Below are 16,660 nucleotides of genomic sequence, written 5' to 3' on the forward strand. Positions count from 1 at the left end.
ACATGAACAACGAGCAGAAACTTCGCGACTACCTCAAGCGGGCAACGGTCGACCTGCGGGAGAGCCGTCAGCGTGTGCAGGATCTGGAGGAGCGCGCACACGAGCCGATCGCGATCGTGGGCATGGCATGCCGACTCCCGGGCGGTATCGCCTCCCCGGACGACCTGTGGGAGCTGCTGAGCGCCGAACGTGACGCGGTCGGTCCCTTCCCGGAGGGCCGCGGCTGGGACCTGGAAAACCTGTACCACCCAGACCCCGACCACCTCGGGACCTCGTACACCCGCGAAGGCGGCTTCCTGTACGAGGCGGACCGGTTTGACGCCGAGTTCTTCGGCATCAGTCCTCGCGAGGCAGCGGCGATGGATCCCCAGCAGCGGTTGCTGCTGGAGACGGGTTGGGAGGCTTTCGAGCACGCAGGCATCGCCCCGGCGGCACTGAAGGGCACCCGTACCGGGGTGTACGCGGGCGTCATGTACGACGACTACGGCTCCCGGATCCCCGATGCGCCCGAGGGCTTCGAGGGCTACCTGCTGACCGGAAGCGCGGGCAGCGTCGCGTCGGGTCGTCTGGCCTACACCTTCGGGTTGGAGGGGCCGGCGGTGACGGTCGATACCGCGTGTTCGTCCTCGCTGGTCGCGCTTCATCTTGCCGCTCAGTCGCTGCGTCAGGGTGAGTGTTCGATGGCGCTTGCCGGTGGTGTGACGGTGATGGCGACACCGGGCACGTTCGTGGAGTTCTCTCGGCAGCGTGGGTTGTCGCCGGATGGGCGGTGCAAGGCGTTCTCGTCGTCGGCGGATGGCACGGGTTGGGCCGAGGGTGTGGGTCTGCTGGTGTTGGAGCGGCTGTCGGACGCGGAGCGCAGCGGGCATCGGGTGCTGGCGGTGCTTCGTGGTTCCGCGGTGAATCAGGACGGTGCGAGCAGCCAGCTGACTGCGCCGAATGGGCCTGCGCAGGAGCGGGTCATTCGGGCTGCGTTGGCCAACGCGCGGCTGTCGGCGTCCGAGGTGGATGTCGTGGAGGCGCACGGTACGGGTACGCGGCTGGGTGATCCGATCGAGGCGCAGGCGCTGGTGTCTGCGTATGGCCAGGCCCGTGGGGACGACAACCCGTTGTGGTTGGGTTCTGTCAAGTCGAATATTGGTCACACGCAGGCCGCGGCGGGTGTCGCGGGCGTGATCAAGATGGTTATGGCGATGCGCAAGGGGGTCATGCCCTCGACTTTGCACGTGGACGAGCCGACCCCCGAGGTCGATTGGTCGGCGGGCACGGTGAAACTGCTGACGCAGGCTCAGCAGTGGCCGGAGCTTGATCGTCCGCGTCGGACGGGTGTGTCGTCCTTCGGGATCAGCGGGACCAACGCTCACGTGATCCTCGAAGAGGCGCCGCGCGACCTTGCTGTCGATCCGGTGACAGGACCGGATGTACAGCAGTCGGAGTCGGGCCCGGCGACGCTGCCGGTACCCTGGTTGCTTTCGGCCAAGTCGGAGACCGCGCTACGGGCACAGGCGAGCCGGCTGCTGGCCTGGCTCGCCGACCACCCCGAGGTGGATGACGCCGATGTCGCTGCCGTCCTGACCGCTGCGCGCGCTCAGCTGGGTCGGCGCGGCGCGGTGCTCGGCGCCGACCGGGCCGGTCTGCTCGCCGGCCTCACGGCCCTGGCCGCGGGTTCGGCATCCCCGCATGTTGTGTCAGGTGGCGCCACCACCGGCGAGACGGCCTTCCTGTTCACCGGTCAGGGCGCGCAACGTGTCGGTATGGGCGCAGGGTTGGCTGCCGCGTTCCCCGTGTTCGCCGCTGCCCTCGACGAGGTGTGCGCGGAATTCGATGCCCTGCTAGGGGTATCGCTGCGCGAGGTCATGTTCGGCGGGACCGGTGGTGCCGGGAACAGCGTCGGCGACACCGAGCGCCTGGCCCTGCTTGACCGGACGGAATTCACGCAGCCTGCGCTGTTCGCGTTCGAGGTGGCGCTGTATCGCCTTTTGGAGTCGTTCGGCGTGACCCCGGATGTGGTGGTCGGGCATTCGATCGGTGAGCTGGCCGCGGCCTATGTGGCCGAGGTGTGGTCGCTGGCCGACGCGTGTCGGCTCGTTGCCGCCCGTGGTCGATTGATGGGCGCGCTGCCGACCGATGGAGCGATGCTCGCCGCCGCGGTGTCGGAGGAGCGGGCGCTGGAACTGCTCGCGGCCGGGACGGTCTCGTTGGCGGCCGTGAATGCGCCTGCGGCGACGGTGTTCTCGGGCGAGACGGCGGCGATCGTCGCACTGGAGGATCGGCTGGCGGACGAGGGTGTGAAGACGACCCAGCTGACGGTCAGTCACGCCTTCCATTCGGCGTTGATGGAGCCGATGCTTGCCGAGTACGAGCAGGTCGCCAGATCGGTGGCGTATCAGGCGCCTCGCATTGGTGTCTGCTCCACGGTGTCCGGTGCGCCGATCGGTCCCGAACTGCTGACGCCGCAGTATTGGGTGCGGCAGGTGCGCGAGGCCGTGCGGTTCGCCCCGGCGGTGCAGTCACTCGTCGACGCCGGCGTGCGCCGGTTCGTCGAGGTGGGTCCGGATGCGGTGCTGGCGGCGCTGACCCGCCAGACACTGGTCGACGAGGTGGCGTCCCGCTCGCTGATCGCGGCGGCGTCACGGCGCGGCGTCGATGAGGTCGACCAGTTCCTGCGGTTGCTCGCCGCCGCCCATTGCTCGGGCGTTGCCGTCGACTGGGCGCCGCTGTCACCAGGAAGGCCGGTCGCCCACCTCGACCTGCCTGTCTACGCGTTCCAGCATCGCCGTTACTGGGTGCAGGCCGACGACGGTGCGCTCGGTGACATGGGCCGCGCCGGTCTCGCCGCGCTCGATCATCCGATGCTGCGCGTCGCCGCGCCGCTTGCAGGTCGCGACGAATGGCTGTTCAGCGGCAGGCTTTCCACCACCGACCAGCCGTGGATCGCCGACCACACGGCCTTCGGAGCGGTGCTTCTGCCCGGCACCGGGTTCGTGGATCTCGCGCTGGCCGTGGGTAGCAGCCTGGAACTGCCCGTCGTGGACGAACTTGTCCTGTCGACGCCGCTGCTGTTCGACGGTGCCGCTGCCGTGGACGTGCAGGTGTCGGTGACCGAGCCCGACCACACCGGCCGTCGAGGCCTGTCGATCCACTCGCGTGCCGTCACCGGCACCGCGCAATCCAACCCGGGCGAGCCGGACTGGACGCTGCACGCCACCGGCACCCTCGCCCCCGCCGACGGCGTGACGCCGGCCTGGATCGACCCCGACTGGCCGCCGGCCGACGGCACCCCGATCGACGGAACGCGTCTGTACGACCGGCTCGCCGACCTGGGATTCGGCTACGGCCCGAATTTCCAAGGCGTGCGCGCCGCCTGGACCAGTGATGACGACGTGTTCGCCGAGGTGACCCTGGACGAGACGACAGCGGGCCGGGCGGCGGGCTTCAGGGTGCATCCGGCGCTACTGGACGCGATCTTCCACGCTGCCATCGATGCACTCGCCGACGACCTGCCCGACGGCAGGCTGCCGCTTCCGTTCTCCTTTGGCGGCGTCCGTGTGTTCCGGCCCGGCGCCACCGCGGTCCGCGCCCGCATCATCCGTTCGGGTCCCGAGAAGGTGCGCATCGACGCCTGCGACGCCACCGGCGCCGCGGTGCTGTCGATCGACGCCGTGCTCGCCCGCCCCGCGGACGCGCGCGCTCTCGCCGGTGCCCGCAGCCCGCTCTACGCTCTCGACTGGACGCCGGTGACGGCACCTGCGGTGTCGGACCAGCAACTGGTCGCACTGGGTCGACCCGTCGCAGGTTGCGCCGAGACGTTCGGGGATGTCGCGGCGTTCGCGACAGGCGGGGGCCACACGGGCGCGGCTGCCGTTTGGTCGCCCGAAACGGCGTCGGCGGACGGCGACGACGTCCCCGCGACCATCCGCACCGCCGTGCACAACGCCCTCGCGGTGCTGCGCGACTGGCTCGCCGAACCGGGCTGCGCCGACTCGACGCTGATCGTGCTGACCCGCAATGGAGCAGGTCTGCCCGGTGAGACGCCGGACCCCGCGGCAGCGGCCGTCCGCGGCCTGGTACGCAGTGCGCAATCGGAGAATCCGGGGCGCATCGTGCAGGTCGACCTCGACCTCGACGACAACGACCTCGCGGACCTGCACCAGCGGATCGCCGCCGCAGTCGCCACGGACGAACCACAGCTCGCGATCCGCGACGGCGCCACGGTGGCACCGCGGCTGATTCGTACGACCACCGTCGAATCGACCGGCAAGCCCTTCGGTGATGGCACGGCCCTGATCACCGGCGGCGCAGGCGGATTGGGCGCCGTCACCGCACGCCACCTGGTCACCCGGCACGGGGTGCGCAGACTGCTGCTCGCCTCCCGCCGCGGCCTCGCAGCGCCGGGCGTGGCGGAGCTGGTCACCGAGCTGACCGCGCTGGGCGCCGCCGTACGCGTCGCCGCCTGCGATGTCAGCGATCACGCCGCGGTCGCGGCGCTGCTGGAATCCGTACCGGCGCACGAATCGGTGACCGCTGTCGTGCACACGGCGGGCGTGGTCGACGACGGCACCATCGAAAGCTTGACCGCCGAGCAGGTGGATCGGGTGCTCGCCCCGAAGGTCGATGCCGCCTGGCATCTGCACGAGCTCACCCGCGACATGGACCTGTCGGCGTTCGTGCTGTTCTCCTCCGCCGGGCCGCTGCTCGGTGGGCAGGGCCAGGGCAACTACGCGGCCGCGAACGCGGCGCTGGATGCGCTCGCCCAGGCGCGCCGCAGCGCCGGCCTGCCCGCGCATTCGCTGGCCTGGGGGCTGTGGAAGCGCGGCATGGCCGAGGCATTGAACGACCCGGGTGCCGAACATCTGGTGCGTCAGATCCGCACGCGTCTCGGTTTGTCCCCGATCGAGCCGGACACTGGCATGCAGATGTTCGACGATGCGTTGACCACCGGCGAACCGATGCTGATGACCGCACTGCTCGACACACCCGCCCTCACCGCGCTGGGCCGGCTCGGCACGCTGCCTGCGGTGCTGCGCGGCCTGATTCATGTACCGTCGCGCGGCCGGATCGCCGACAGCCCGTTGCGCCAGCGGTTGCTCGACGCTCCCGCCGATCAGTGGGAGGCGCTGATCCGCAATGAGGTCCGCGCGATCGCCGCCGCGGTCCTCGGCCACGAGTCGGCCGACGCCATCGACCCCGAAACACCGTTCACAGCACTGGGCTTCGACTCGCTCGCCGGAGTCGAGTTCCGCAACCGGGTGACCGCCGCCACAGGTGTTCAGCTTCCGGCCACGCTGGTGTTCGACTATCCAACCGCCGCCGCTGTTGCGGGCTTCCTGCGTACCCGGGTCGACGGTTCGGCGCCGACGCGACCGCGTCCCGCCTCGACCAGGGCCAAGGCCAGGGCCGACGAGCCGATCGCGATCGTCGGCATGAGCTGCCGGTATCCCGGCGGCGTCGAGAATCCTGACCAGCTCTGGGAACTGATCGCCGGGCGCGTCGACGCGATCACCCCGATCCCGGGCGACCGCGGCTGGGACCTCGACCACCTGTACGACACCGACCCCGGCCAACCTGGCAAGATCTACACCCGAGAAGGCGGATTCCTGCATGCCGCAGGTGATTTCGATGCCGCCTTCTTCGGAATCGGACCCCGTGAGGCAGCGGCGATGGACCCGCAGCAGCGGTTGCTGCTCGAGGCGTCCTGGGAAGCGCTCGAAGATGCCGGTATCGATCCGACCTCACTGCGGGGCAGCGATACCGGGGTGTATGCGGGCGTCATGTACCAGGACTACGGCTACAACGCGCGCGAGGCCGCCGACGGTGCCGCGGAAGGCTATCTGGCGACCGGATCGGCCGGCAGCGTCGTCTCCGGCCGGGTGTCCTATGCCCTCGGTCTGGAAGGACCCGCGGTGACCGTGGACACGGCATGTTCGTCGTCGCTGGTGGCCTTGCATCTGGCGGTGCAGGCATTGCGCGCCGGGGAGACGTCGCTGGTCCTGGCCAGCGGGGTGACGGTCATGTCGACTCCGCTGCTGTTCGTGGAGTTCTCCCGGCAGCGGGCGCTGTCACCGGATGGGCGCAGCAAGGCGTTCTCGAGTGCTGCGGACGGTGTCTCGTGGTCCGAGGGCGTCGGCGTGCTCGCCCTCGAGCGGTTGTCCGACGCGCAGCGCAACGGGCGCCCGGTGCTGGCCGTGATCCGCGGTAGCGCAATCAATCAGGACGGTGCGAGCAACGGCTTGACCGCACCGAATGGTCCGTCCCAGGAGCGGGTGATCGCGCAGGCACTGGTCAACGCAGGGGTGGCCGCGGCCGAGGTGGACGCGGTGGAGGCGCACGGCACCGGCACCACGCTGGGTGACCCGATCGAGGCGCAGGCGCTGATCAACGCCTACGGACAGGATCGCGCCGAGCCGCTGCGGATCGGGTCGTTGAAGTCGAACATCGGGCACGCGCAGGCGGCTGCCGGTGTCGGCGGTGTGATCAAGATGGTGCAGGCGCTGCGGCACGAGACGTTGCCGCCCACCTTGCATGTTGACGCGCCGTCGCCGCACGTGGAGTGGTCGGCGGGCGCGGTACGGATCCTGACCGAGGCCGAGCCGTGGCCGGTCGGGGAGCGTCCGCGCCGGGCGGGAGTGTCGTCGTTCGGGATCAGCGGGACCAACGCGCACGTGATCCTCGAAGAGGCGCCTGCGGTCCCGCCGCGGCCGGTCGATCTACCGCGCCCGGCGGCCATGCCGTTGCTGCTGTCCGCGCGGACGACTGCCGCGCTGCGGACCCAAGCGCGCCGTCTGCACGACGCGTTGCGCGCACGTCCGGAGCTCGACGTGACCGACGTCGCGGTGACGCTGGCGTTGCACCGCGCGCGGCTCGAGCAGCGCGCTGCCGTCGTGGGCTCGGACCGGGAGACGCTGCTGGCGGCCTTGGCGCGCCTGGCAGCCGACGAGCCGGGACCGGGCATCGCCAACGGCGCTGGTCAGACAGGCACAACAGCGTTCCTGTTCACCGGTCAGGGCGCGCAGCGGATCGGGATGGGCGCTGGGCTGTACCGGGCGTTTCCGGCTTTCGCGGCCGCGCTCGACGACGTGTGCGCGGAATTCGATGCACACCTGGGGCATTCGCTGCGGGATGTGATGTTCGGCGCGCAGCGCACCGGCATCGGGCAGGAAGCGAGTGAGCTCGACGCGCCGGCCGCTGCGAGCGGCGCGACTGCCGAGACTCTGCTGGACCGCACCGAGTACACCCAGCCCGCGTTGTTCGCGTTCGAGGTGGCGATGTATCGCCTTGTCGAGTCGCTGGGCGTGACGCCGGATGTGGTGGCCGGGCACTCGATCGGCGAGCTGGCCGCGGCCTATGTGGCCGGTGTGTGGTCGTTGTCGGATGCGTGCACCCTCGTTGCGGCCCGGGGTCGATTGATGGGGGCGCTGCCGACAGGTGGGAGCATGCTGGCCGCCGCGGTTCCGGAGGGGCGAGCCGTGGAGCTGCTGGCGGCGGGTCATGCCGATCCGGCAGTCGCCGCGGTCTCGCTGGCCGCTGTGAACGCTCCCGATGCGGTGGTCTTCTCCGGAAACACCGAGGCGGTATCGGCGCTCGAGTCGAGGTTGGTGGCCGAGGGCGTCAAGACCAGCAGGCTGCGGGTGAGCCACGCGTTCCACTCCGCCTTGATGGATCCGATGCTGACCGAGTTCGCGGAGATCGCCGCGGGCCTGACGTATCACGAGCCACGAATACCTTTGTGCTCCACGGTTTCCGGCGCATTCGCCGGCGATTCGGTGGGTACGCCCGAGTATTGGGTACGGCAGGTGCGCGAGGCGGTGCGCTTCGCCCCGGCGGTGCAGTCACTGCTCGATTCGGGTGTGAGCCTGTTCGTCGAGCTGGGCCCGGACGCGGTGCTGACGACCATGACCCGCGCCACTCTGGCGACAGACCTCGCAGCGCGTGCATCGGTGGTCGCGGGATCCCGTCGCACAGTCGCCGAACCCGAGCAGCTGGTCACCGCGCTGGCAACCGCGCACTGTGCGGGCCGGCCGGTGCGGTGGGCGGCCTACTTCGGAGCTCGACCGCAGGCACGGATCGCGTTGCCCACCTATCCCTTCCAGCACGAACGATTCTGGCTGCTGCCCGCGGAGGCCGCTGCGCCGCTCGCCGGTGCCGACTCCGCCGACCATCCGCTGCTGCACGCCCAAGTGCAGCTCGCCGGCAAGGACGAGTGGCTGTTCACCGGCAGGCTCTCGCTGCGCACGCACCCATGGCTCGCCGACCACGCCGTCTTCGGCACGATCTTGATGCCAGGTACGGGATTCGTGGAACTGGCTCTGGCCGCTGGTGCCCGGCTCGGCGTGCCGCGCCTGGCGGAACTGGTGCTCGCGGCGCCGCTGATTCTCACGACCGATGGTGCCGCGGATATTCAGCTCGCTGTGGGCGAACCCGACGCCGATGGGCACCGGACCGTGGCCATCCACGCCCGCGCCGCCGACGCATGGGTGCTGCATGCCCGTGGCCTGCTCACGCCCGCCGCGCCGACCGCGGCGCCGGGCTGGTCCGAGGTGTGGCCTCCGGTTGCGGGTGATCCGGTCAACGGGCAGCAGGTGTACCGCGCGCTCGGCGGCCTCGGCTTCGGGTACGGCCCGGTGTTCCAGGGTGTTCGCGCCGCGTGGTCGCGCGGGGAGGAAGTGTTCGCCGACCTGGCGCTCGACACCGACACCGCAGCGCGCGCCACCGCCTTCGGACTGCATCCGGCACTGCTGGACGCCGTATTCCACGCGGCTGTCGGCCATCTCGCCGAGGACGGGCCCGACGGCCGGGTGCCACTGCCTTTCGCCTTCGACGGTGTCCAGCTTGCACAGTCCGGCGTGGGTGCCTTGCGCGTCCGCATCGCCCGCATCGCACCGAACACCTTGCGCGTGGAAGCGGTCGACGCGACCGGTGCCCTCGTGCTGAGCATGGAGTCGGTGCGGGCCCGCCCGATGGAGCGGCAGGCGCTGGCCCAGCTGCGCGGCGCGGCACCGTTGTTCGACCTCGAGTGGGTCGCCGTGCCTGCCGTCTCCAAGGCGGACACCGGGCGCATCGTCGTGCTCGGCGACCCGGCGACCGTCGAGGCCCCTGAGCCCCCGACATGCTGTGTCGATCTCGCGGAACTCGCTGTGCTGCAGGATGTTCCCGACACGGTGGTATGGTCGGCGCCCCGCGGGACCGGTGCTGGCGCGGCGGACATACACGCCGGCGTGCTGACGACGCTCGCACTGTTGCAGGGCTGGATAGGCGGCGAACACCCCGGCCGGCTCGCGATCGTGACGCGCACGGCCGCCGGACTGCCCGGCGAGGAACCCGATCTGGTCGGAGCCGCCGTGGCGGGCCTGGTGCGCAGCGCACAGTCCGAGCACCCGGGCCGGTTCCTGCTCATCGACCACGACAGCGACGCCCTGCCGATCACGTCGCTCGCCGACGCCCTGGCCCAGGACGAACCGCACATGGCCGTTCGCGAGGGTCGGCTCCTGGCACCGCGATTGCAGCCGCTGCCCGCCAGCGAACCGGGCGTGCCACTGTCGTTCGACCACGGCACGGTGCTCATCACCGGCGGCACCGGCGGCATCGGCGCGATCGTCGCCCGGCATCTGGTCGCAGCGCGCGGCGCACGACGGCTGCTGCTGGCATCGCGGCGCGGTGCCGCCGCGGACGGCGCCGCCGAACTGGTCGCCGAGCTGACCGACCTCGGTGCCCACGTCCGGGTCGTGGCGTGCGACGTCACCGAACGCACCGCGGTCCACGCCCTGCTGGCCGACATCGACACCGACGCCCCGCTGACCGCCGTCATCCATGCGGCGGGCGTCCTGGACGACGGCACGCTCGACACCCTCACCACCACGCAGACGACACGGGTGCTTGCACCGAAAGTCGATGCGGCACTGCACCTGCACGAGCTGACCCGGGACCTGGATCTGTCGGCGTTCGTGCTGTTCTCGTCCGCGGCGCCGTTGCTCGGCGGACAAGGACAGGGCAACTACGCCGCCGCGAACAGCGTGCTGGACGCGCTGGCACGCGTGCGGCGCAGCGCGGGCCTGCCCGCACACTCGCTGGCCTGGGGACTGTGGACCGTCGGCATGGCAGGGATACTCGCCGGGGACGGCGCTGAGCAGTACGCCCGCCAGATCCGGGCCAGGCTGGGCCTGATCCCGATCGACCCGGAGTCCGGGATGGCGCTGTTCGACAACGCACTCGCGACCGACCGGGCGACACCGACCACGGCACTGCTGGACACGGCGGCGCTCACCGCCCTGGCGCGCGGCGGCACACTACCCGCGGTACTGCGCGGCATGATCCGGATTCCCCCGGCCGCCGCGAGTGCCGATGTCAGCCTGGCGCGGCAGCTGGCCGCACTGCCCGACGCCGACCGCGACGGTGTGATCGTGCGAGAGGTGCGCAACGTCGCCGCGGCGGTCCTCGGCCACCTGTCCGGCGACGCGATCGACCCGCACGCGCCGTTCACCGAGCTCGGTTTCGACTCCCTCGGGGCCATCGAATTCCGGAACCGGCTCGCACAGCTGACCGGGCTGACGCTGCCATCGACGCTGATCTTCGACCACCCGACCGCCACCGATGTGGCGAAACTGGTGCGATCGCTGATCGAGGAATCCGACACCGGCGTGGTCGAGCAGGCACCTGCCGGCGTGCGCGGCACGATCACCGACCTGGTGTCGGCGGCGCATCGACGCGGTGAGCTGGCAGGGGCGATGCCCCTGCTGATCGCGAGCTCGGCTCTGATGACCACGTACCCCGCCGACGAGGCCGCCGCACAGCGCCCGGCTGCGCAGCTCCTGGCGCGCGGCGCCGCGGCACCAGCACTGATCTGCATCCCCTCGTTCCTGCCGGGATCGGGCCCACACCAGTTCGCCCGCCTGGCCCGCGAACTGGGCGGCGAGCGGCAGGTCAGTGCGTTGCGGCTGCCCGGCATGCACGCAAGCGACGACCTGCCGGCGACATGGGCGGCGGCGATCGAGAGCCTCGCCGCGGCCGTCGCGTCGGAACTCGAGCGAGGCCCGGTGGCGCTCATCGGCTATTCGATCGGTGGTGCGCTCGCCCATGCGGTCGCCCGGCGGCTCGAAGACGACGGCGTCGAGCTCGCGGGCGTCGCGATGATCGACACCTACTCCCCGGAAGACCTCGAACTCAAGCGCCTCGTGCTCACCGACGCGCTGGGGCAGATCCTGTCCCGGGACAACGCACTGACCCCCGTCGACGACCACGGCCTGGTCGCCTTGGGCGGCTATGTGCGGATATATCCCGAGCGCGAGGCCAAGCCGATCGCCGCGCCGACGCTGAATCTGCGGGCCACTGTGACGCTGAGCAGCTTCGGAGACGTCGACCCCGTCCCCGACTGGCAACACCGTGGACCGATCGAGCGCGTCGAGTCAGATCACTTCTCGATCATCGAGGAACAGGCGGCAGAGACCGCCGCGCACCTCCGGCGCTGGCTTGATTCGCTCAGCGGCCATTGATATCCGAACCGTCAGATTCGAGGAACGAGGACACATGACACCCCTGGACAAGCCCGGCCGCCCGCGCGGCGTGCTCGGGCGCCTGCGCCGAGCATTCGACGACGTTCACGCGGTCCGCCGCTACTTGGGGCACGACCCCGTGTCGATGGTCAGGGGGTAATTCCCCACGATCGGCATGATCGGCGTCAGCCAATTCCCCACCCCTGTGGTCACGACTCCGCAGCGGGGCGCTGAGCGTCGATCATGCCGCTGGCCACGCTCGAACTAGCCTAATATTCCCTGTTTCAGATGGTTTGCAAGACTTTTGGATCTTCCTTGTGAATCAGTCGGGGTGGACCGCAAGACGATCAGGAAGTAGCCCGCGCCGGCGGAGGCGGCCGGGATCACTCCGGGAGGGCCGCCGATTTTTGTGGCGGCACGCTGTCGGCCGAACACCCTGCTGGCCACCGCCTACGACCTGAAGGTGTTCCTTTCGGTGGTGCTCAAGGAGCCGGCCGACGTCGTCCGCGGACATCTGCGCGGTCATCACCGCGCAGAAGAAGCCCAGGCGAGGACTCAAGGCTGTCCGGCTCGAAGACGGTGAAGGGGTCTCTCGGCCCGGACCGTCAAGCGCCGACTCGCCGGCGTCTCCGCCGCAGCGGCAATCGCGGGGCACCACTCCCTCCTGCGCATACCCCGAACTCTCCCCGCGGGCCCTCGGACCGGGCGAGGTCGAATTGGTCCTCGGCGCGCTGAACACCGCGCGGGACCGGGCCATGGTCCTGGCGATGCTGCTGGGCGGACTGCGCCGCTGCGAAGTCCTCAGTCTGCGCCCGTGCGACCTCTCACCGGGTGAGCGTCGGCTCTTCATCAGCGAGGGCAAGGGCGGGTAGCAGCGCCTGATACCCGTCTCTGCGCAGTTCTTCAGTGCGGTCGGTGACTACCTGGACCGCGAGCGTCCGCCCGCGGGGCACGACCGGCTGTTCGTGGTGTTGCGTGGGCCGACCCGTGGCCGGCGGCTCTCCGCCGACGGCCTGGACGAGATCCTCGACGGCGTCCGGAAGCGCACCGGACTGCCGCCTCTACAACCCCGGCTGGTCCCTGGCGCGAGTCGGCGATCACCGCGGCGTCAACCACACCGAGCTGGGGTCGCAGGACGCGGTGCGACAGCTCACTGGAGGCCATGAAATCCGCTTACTCGCAAATCCGCCAGAGGCACAAAAGTATTCGGTCCGCAAATCCGGCAGAGGGCATATATTCCGTTCGGCCGCAACAGTCTTAATGAGAAATTCTAAGCTTGACAGCGTCGTGGGGTTTGTTTATGGTCCAGTCGTTCAAGTTCCTGCCAATCGATATCCGAAGGTGTTCATGACCGCGCCTCCAACGTTGCCGAAGCCCAGGCGGCAGTTGATTCTTGCCATTCTTATGCTGTGTTCGCTGCTGATTTGGCTGGACAATACCGTCCTGAGTACTGCGCTGGAGACCCTTGCAGACCCGGTCCGTGGACTGGGGGCCAATCCCGGTCAGCTGCAATGGGCGACCGGTTCGTACACTCTGGCCTTCGCCACATTGATGTTCACTGCAGGGGCATTGGGAGATCGGTTCGGTCACCGGACTGTGTTTTCCAGTGGATTGGTGATCTTTGCCGGGTCCTCGCTGTGGGCGGCGTACGCAAGCGATGCGGGCCAGCTGATTGCAGCTCGAGCTGTGATGGGGGTGGGCAGCGCGTTGATCACGCCCGCCATGATGGCCATCCTTATGTGGACTTTCACCGGCCCCGCGCGGGCTGCCGCGATCGGCATTTTCTCGACGTCGGCCGGTGTCGGAATGGCTGCCGGCCCGGTACTGGCAGGGTTCCTACTCGATCATTTCTGGTGGGGCTCGGTCTTTCTGATCAATGTCCCGGTCGCGGCATTGGCGTTGGTCGGGCTCGCTGTGCTGGTTCCGAATTTCCGCAGCCCCATTCTGCGACCAATGGACCCCGCAGGAATGTTGCTGTCGATCAGTGGCCTCGTGGCGTTGGCCTACGGGCTGATCCGGGCGGGGCAGGTGGCGGTGTGGACTCGTACCGACGTCTGGGCGCCGATCGTTGTCGGTCTGATTCTGCTGGCCGTTTTCGTGCTTGTCGAACTGCGTGTCAAGGCGCCCAGCTTTAACCCGCGACTGTTCGCGCAACGCACATTCAGTGGCGGCAATGTGGCGCTCGGATTGCTGCTCTTCGGTGTGGCCGCCATCACCTTCTACAACGCGTTCTACCTGCAAGGCGCGCTCGGATTTTCGCCGACGAAGGCGGGTTTGGCCAATATCCCGACCGCGGCCGGCGCGCTCGCGGGGGCGCCTCTTGCCTCGCGCCTGGTTCGCCGCCTGCCGCTCCGCCTTGTCACCGTGCCGGCGCTCACCGTGGCTGCGCTGACCATGGGCGGGTACGGGTTCCTCGGACTCCAGACTCCACTCGTCTGGATCGAGATCCTGTTGTTGATACAGGGTCTCTCGATCGGCATGGTGATCGGCCCCGTTACGGCCGCATTGATCAGCGACCTGCCGTTGGAACAGGCCGGTGCAGGATCGGCCGTCACCAACACCGTGCGACAAACCGGCAGTGTGATCGGAATCGCAGTAGGCGGCACGATCATGTCGATCATGTACCGACGGGCGATCGAACCTTCGCTGGAGGGTGTACCCGGTCCGGTGCAGGATCAGGCGCGAGTTTCCGCCGAACAGGCCCGCCACGTCGCCACCACCATGCACCGGCCCACTCTTGCTCAGGCTGCTGACAATGCGTTTATCCATGCTATGCACGTCGGCGCAGGCTGGATCGCGGCTATCGCACTCCTCGGAGTAGTTGTGCTGCTGATTACCTTGCCTGCTGCCGGAAAGAAGAAGAGTCCGACAGCGGAGCCGGACTACGAAGAGGCCCGCAGCTCCGAGCCTCGATCCACCGCGTGAGGGGTGACCAGATTCCCCCTGGCAGTGAGCTCGAGGGGCGGGCTCGCCCATAAGGCAGGCGGGCATCGGGAGCGCAATTAGCGATGATCTCCAGCTGCCTGCCGTGGGCCGGGCGGTCCGCTTGGCAGCAGCGGCAAACTTCACCAAGGAGCCCTCTGTTGTCAAAAAAGAATGATTCCGCTGTGCGTGCGGTTGAATCGGAGCGGTACTATGTGTCCTCTTTGTATGAGTTGCTCGCCGACCGGATTTCCGAGGCGCGAGTACACCGAGCGGGTGTACTGAAGGCCCCGGCGGAAAGTGCCGGTGAGGTATACGAGAGAGAAATCGCCGCCGAGCGTCTGGCCAAGGAAATCGGTCGGCTGGAGGGCGCCGAAAAGGGGCTGGTCTTCGGGCGCATCGACTGGACAGATGGCACGGCCCTGCGCATCGGGCGGATCGGACTGCATACGGAGGAGGATGACCTGCCTCTGCTCGTGGACTGGCGCGCGAACGCGGCGCGGCCCTTCTACGAGGCGACACCGGTCTACCCGATGGACCTGCGGCGGCGCCGGCACCTGCGCCTCGAGGAGCGCACGGTCATCTCGGTGAGCGACGAACTGCTGGACGGGACCGCCCCGACCGACGAGGACGTTGTGGGGGACGGCCCGTTGACCGAGGCTCTGTCGGCACGGCGCACGGGCAGGATGCACGCGGCCGTCGCGACGCTGCAGGCCGAGCAGGACGAGATCGTCCGCTCCGCCCACCGCGGGGTGACCGTTGTGCAGGGCGGGCCCGGCACCGGCAAGACGGTGGTCGCCCTGCACCGGGCGGCCTATGTCCTGTACGCGTTCCCGCGCGCCGCGGAGGAGGGTGTCCTGGTGGTGGGCCCGAACGCCCGGTTCCTCGACTACATCTCCCAGGTCCTTCCCTCGCTCGGAGAGAACGACGTCGTTCTGGCGACCTGCCGGGAACTGGCCGGAGTGTCCACGGACACGGTGGACCCGTTCGATACGGCGCGCCTCAAGGGCAGCTCCGACCTCGCGGACGCCTTGGCCGGTTTGCTGCGCGTCCACCAAGCCCCCGCCGGTGACTTCACCGTGCGGGTCGGACAGGAACTGGTTCACCTCTCCGGCGAGGAAGTCGCCGCGGCCCGCGACGCCGCCGTGGCAGCCGTATCGGGGCACAACCCCGCGCGCCAGGTGTTCAGGGAGCTCTTGGTCGACGCCGTCACCGACGCGATGCAACGAGACATGGGCGACCTCCTGGAACAGATCGACGCCGATGCCGAAAGGATGACGGGCATCAACCTCGACCGGTTCACGGGAGCCGCCCAGCGCCGTGCCGAAGGTGCGGCCGACCCGGGTCCGGTCCACGAGCTGGACTTGGACGCCATCCGAGCCGATCTCCTCGACGACGCCGGCGTCGACCGAGCGGTCGAGGTGTTGTGGCCGCGGCTGGCACCCGGTGACCTCGTGCAGGCGCTCCTGACGAACGCCGGCGCTCTCGCCGAGCGCCTGCCCCGCCTTACCGCGCAGGAGCGGTCCCTCCTGCTGCGTGGTCCGGACGACCCGTGGACCGCTGCCGATGTGCCGTTGCTGGACGAGGCGGCGAGCCTGGTCGACGGCCTCCCCGAGCGGACGTACGGGCACGTCGTCGTCGACGAGGCGCAGGAACTGACCGCGATGCAGTGGCGGATGATCGTCCGCCGCTGCCCGGCAAGGGCGATGACGCTGGTGGGTGACTTCGCCCAGGCAGGCCCGGTCGCGACAGCACGCGACTGGAAGGAAGCACTGAGCCCCCACGTCGGACCGCGGTTCAAACTGCACAACCTGACCGTCAGCTACCGCACCACGCAGGAGATCCTGGAGAGCGTCCGGGACCTGCTCATGCGGATCGCTCCGGACCAGAAGCCCACACGGTCACTGCGAAGCGGTGAGAGCCCTCGCGCCGTGACCACACCTCCGGACGGGTTGGTCACCGCCGTCGTTCAGGAACTCCGCGCCCAGAGCACCGCGTACCCGGGCGAGCTTCTGGGAGTGATCTGCGCGGACACCAGGGTAAGCGAGCTGACGGCCCAGGGCATCGCTCACCACGCACGCATCGTGCCGGCGTCCGAAGCACGCGGCCTGGAATTCGACGGGGTCGTCGTCATGAACCCCGAGGAAATCATCACGACCCGCCCCGGTGGGGAAAGGGACTTGTACGTAGCCCTGACCCGGGCCACCAAGCGCCTCTGCACCATCACCGTCCAGCCCGCCTGAAGACTCGGC

General features: G+C 69.3%; 5 protein-coding genes. All 5 read left to right on the top strand.

Annotated features, from left to right (window positions below):
* The first annotated feature begins 2 nt into the window (after window positions 1–2).
* The 5 genes from SLUN_RS31670 to SLUN_RS31685 all read left to right on the top strand — a co-directional run bounded on the left by SLUN_RS31670 (window position 3) and on the right by SLUN_RS31685 (window position 16,651).
* On the top strand, window positions 3–11,486 hold the full coding sequence (locus SLUN_RS31670) for a type I polyketide synthase (protein ID WP_108153372.1): 11,484 nt from the start codon (window positions 3–5) through the stop codon (window positions 11,484–11,486).
* 34 nt (window positions 11,487–11,520) lie between these two features.
* The gene (locus SLUN_RS41665; protein WP_257153833.1) at window positions 11,521–11,646 is read left to right on the top strand and encodes a hypothetical protein; all 126 of its coding nucleotides are present in this window, start codon (window positions 11,521–11,523) and stop codon (window positions 11,644–11,646) included.
* A 556-nt stretch (window positions 11,647–12,202) separates the two neighbouring features.
* Complete coding sequence (locus tag SLUN_RS41670; protein ID WP_254709989.1) at window positions 12,203–12,358, top strand: hypothetical protein; 156 nt, start codon at window positions 12,203–12,205, stop codon at window positions 12,356–12,358.
* Between the two features lie 475 nt (window positions 12,359–12,833).
* Entirely contained in the window at window positions 12,834–14,411 is a 1,578-nt protein-coding gene (locus tag SLUN_RS31680; protein WP_108153373.1) for an MFS transporter, read from the top strand.
* A gap of 212 nt (window positions 14,412–14,623) precedes the next feature.
* Window positions 14,624–16,651, top strand: a complete 2,028-nt coding sequence (locus SLUN_RS31685) for a HelD family protein (protein WP_108155050.1) — start codon at window positions 14,624–14,626, stop codon at window positions 16,649–16,651.
* Window positions 16,652–16,660: the final 9 nt, after the last annotated feature.

The organism is Streptomyces lunaelactis, assembly GCF_003054555.1.
GTDB lineage: Bacteria > Actinomycetota > Actinomycetes > Streptomycetales > Streptomycetaceae > Streptomyces > Streptomyces lunaelactis.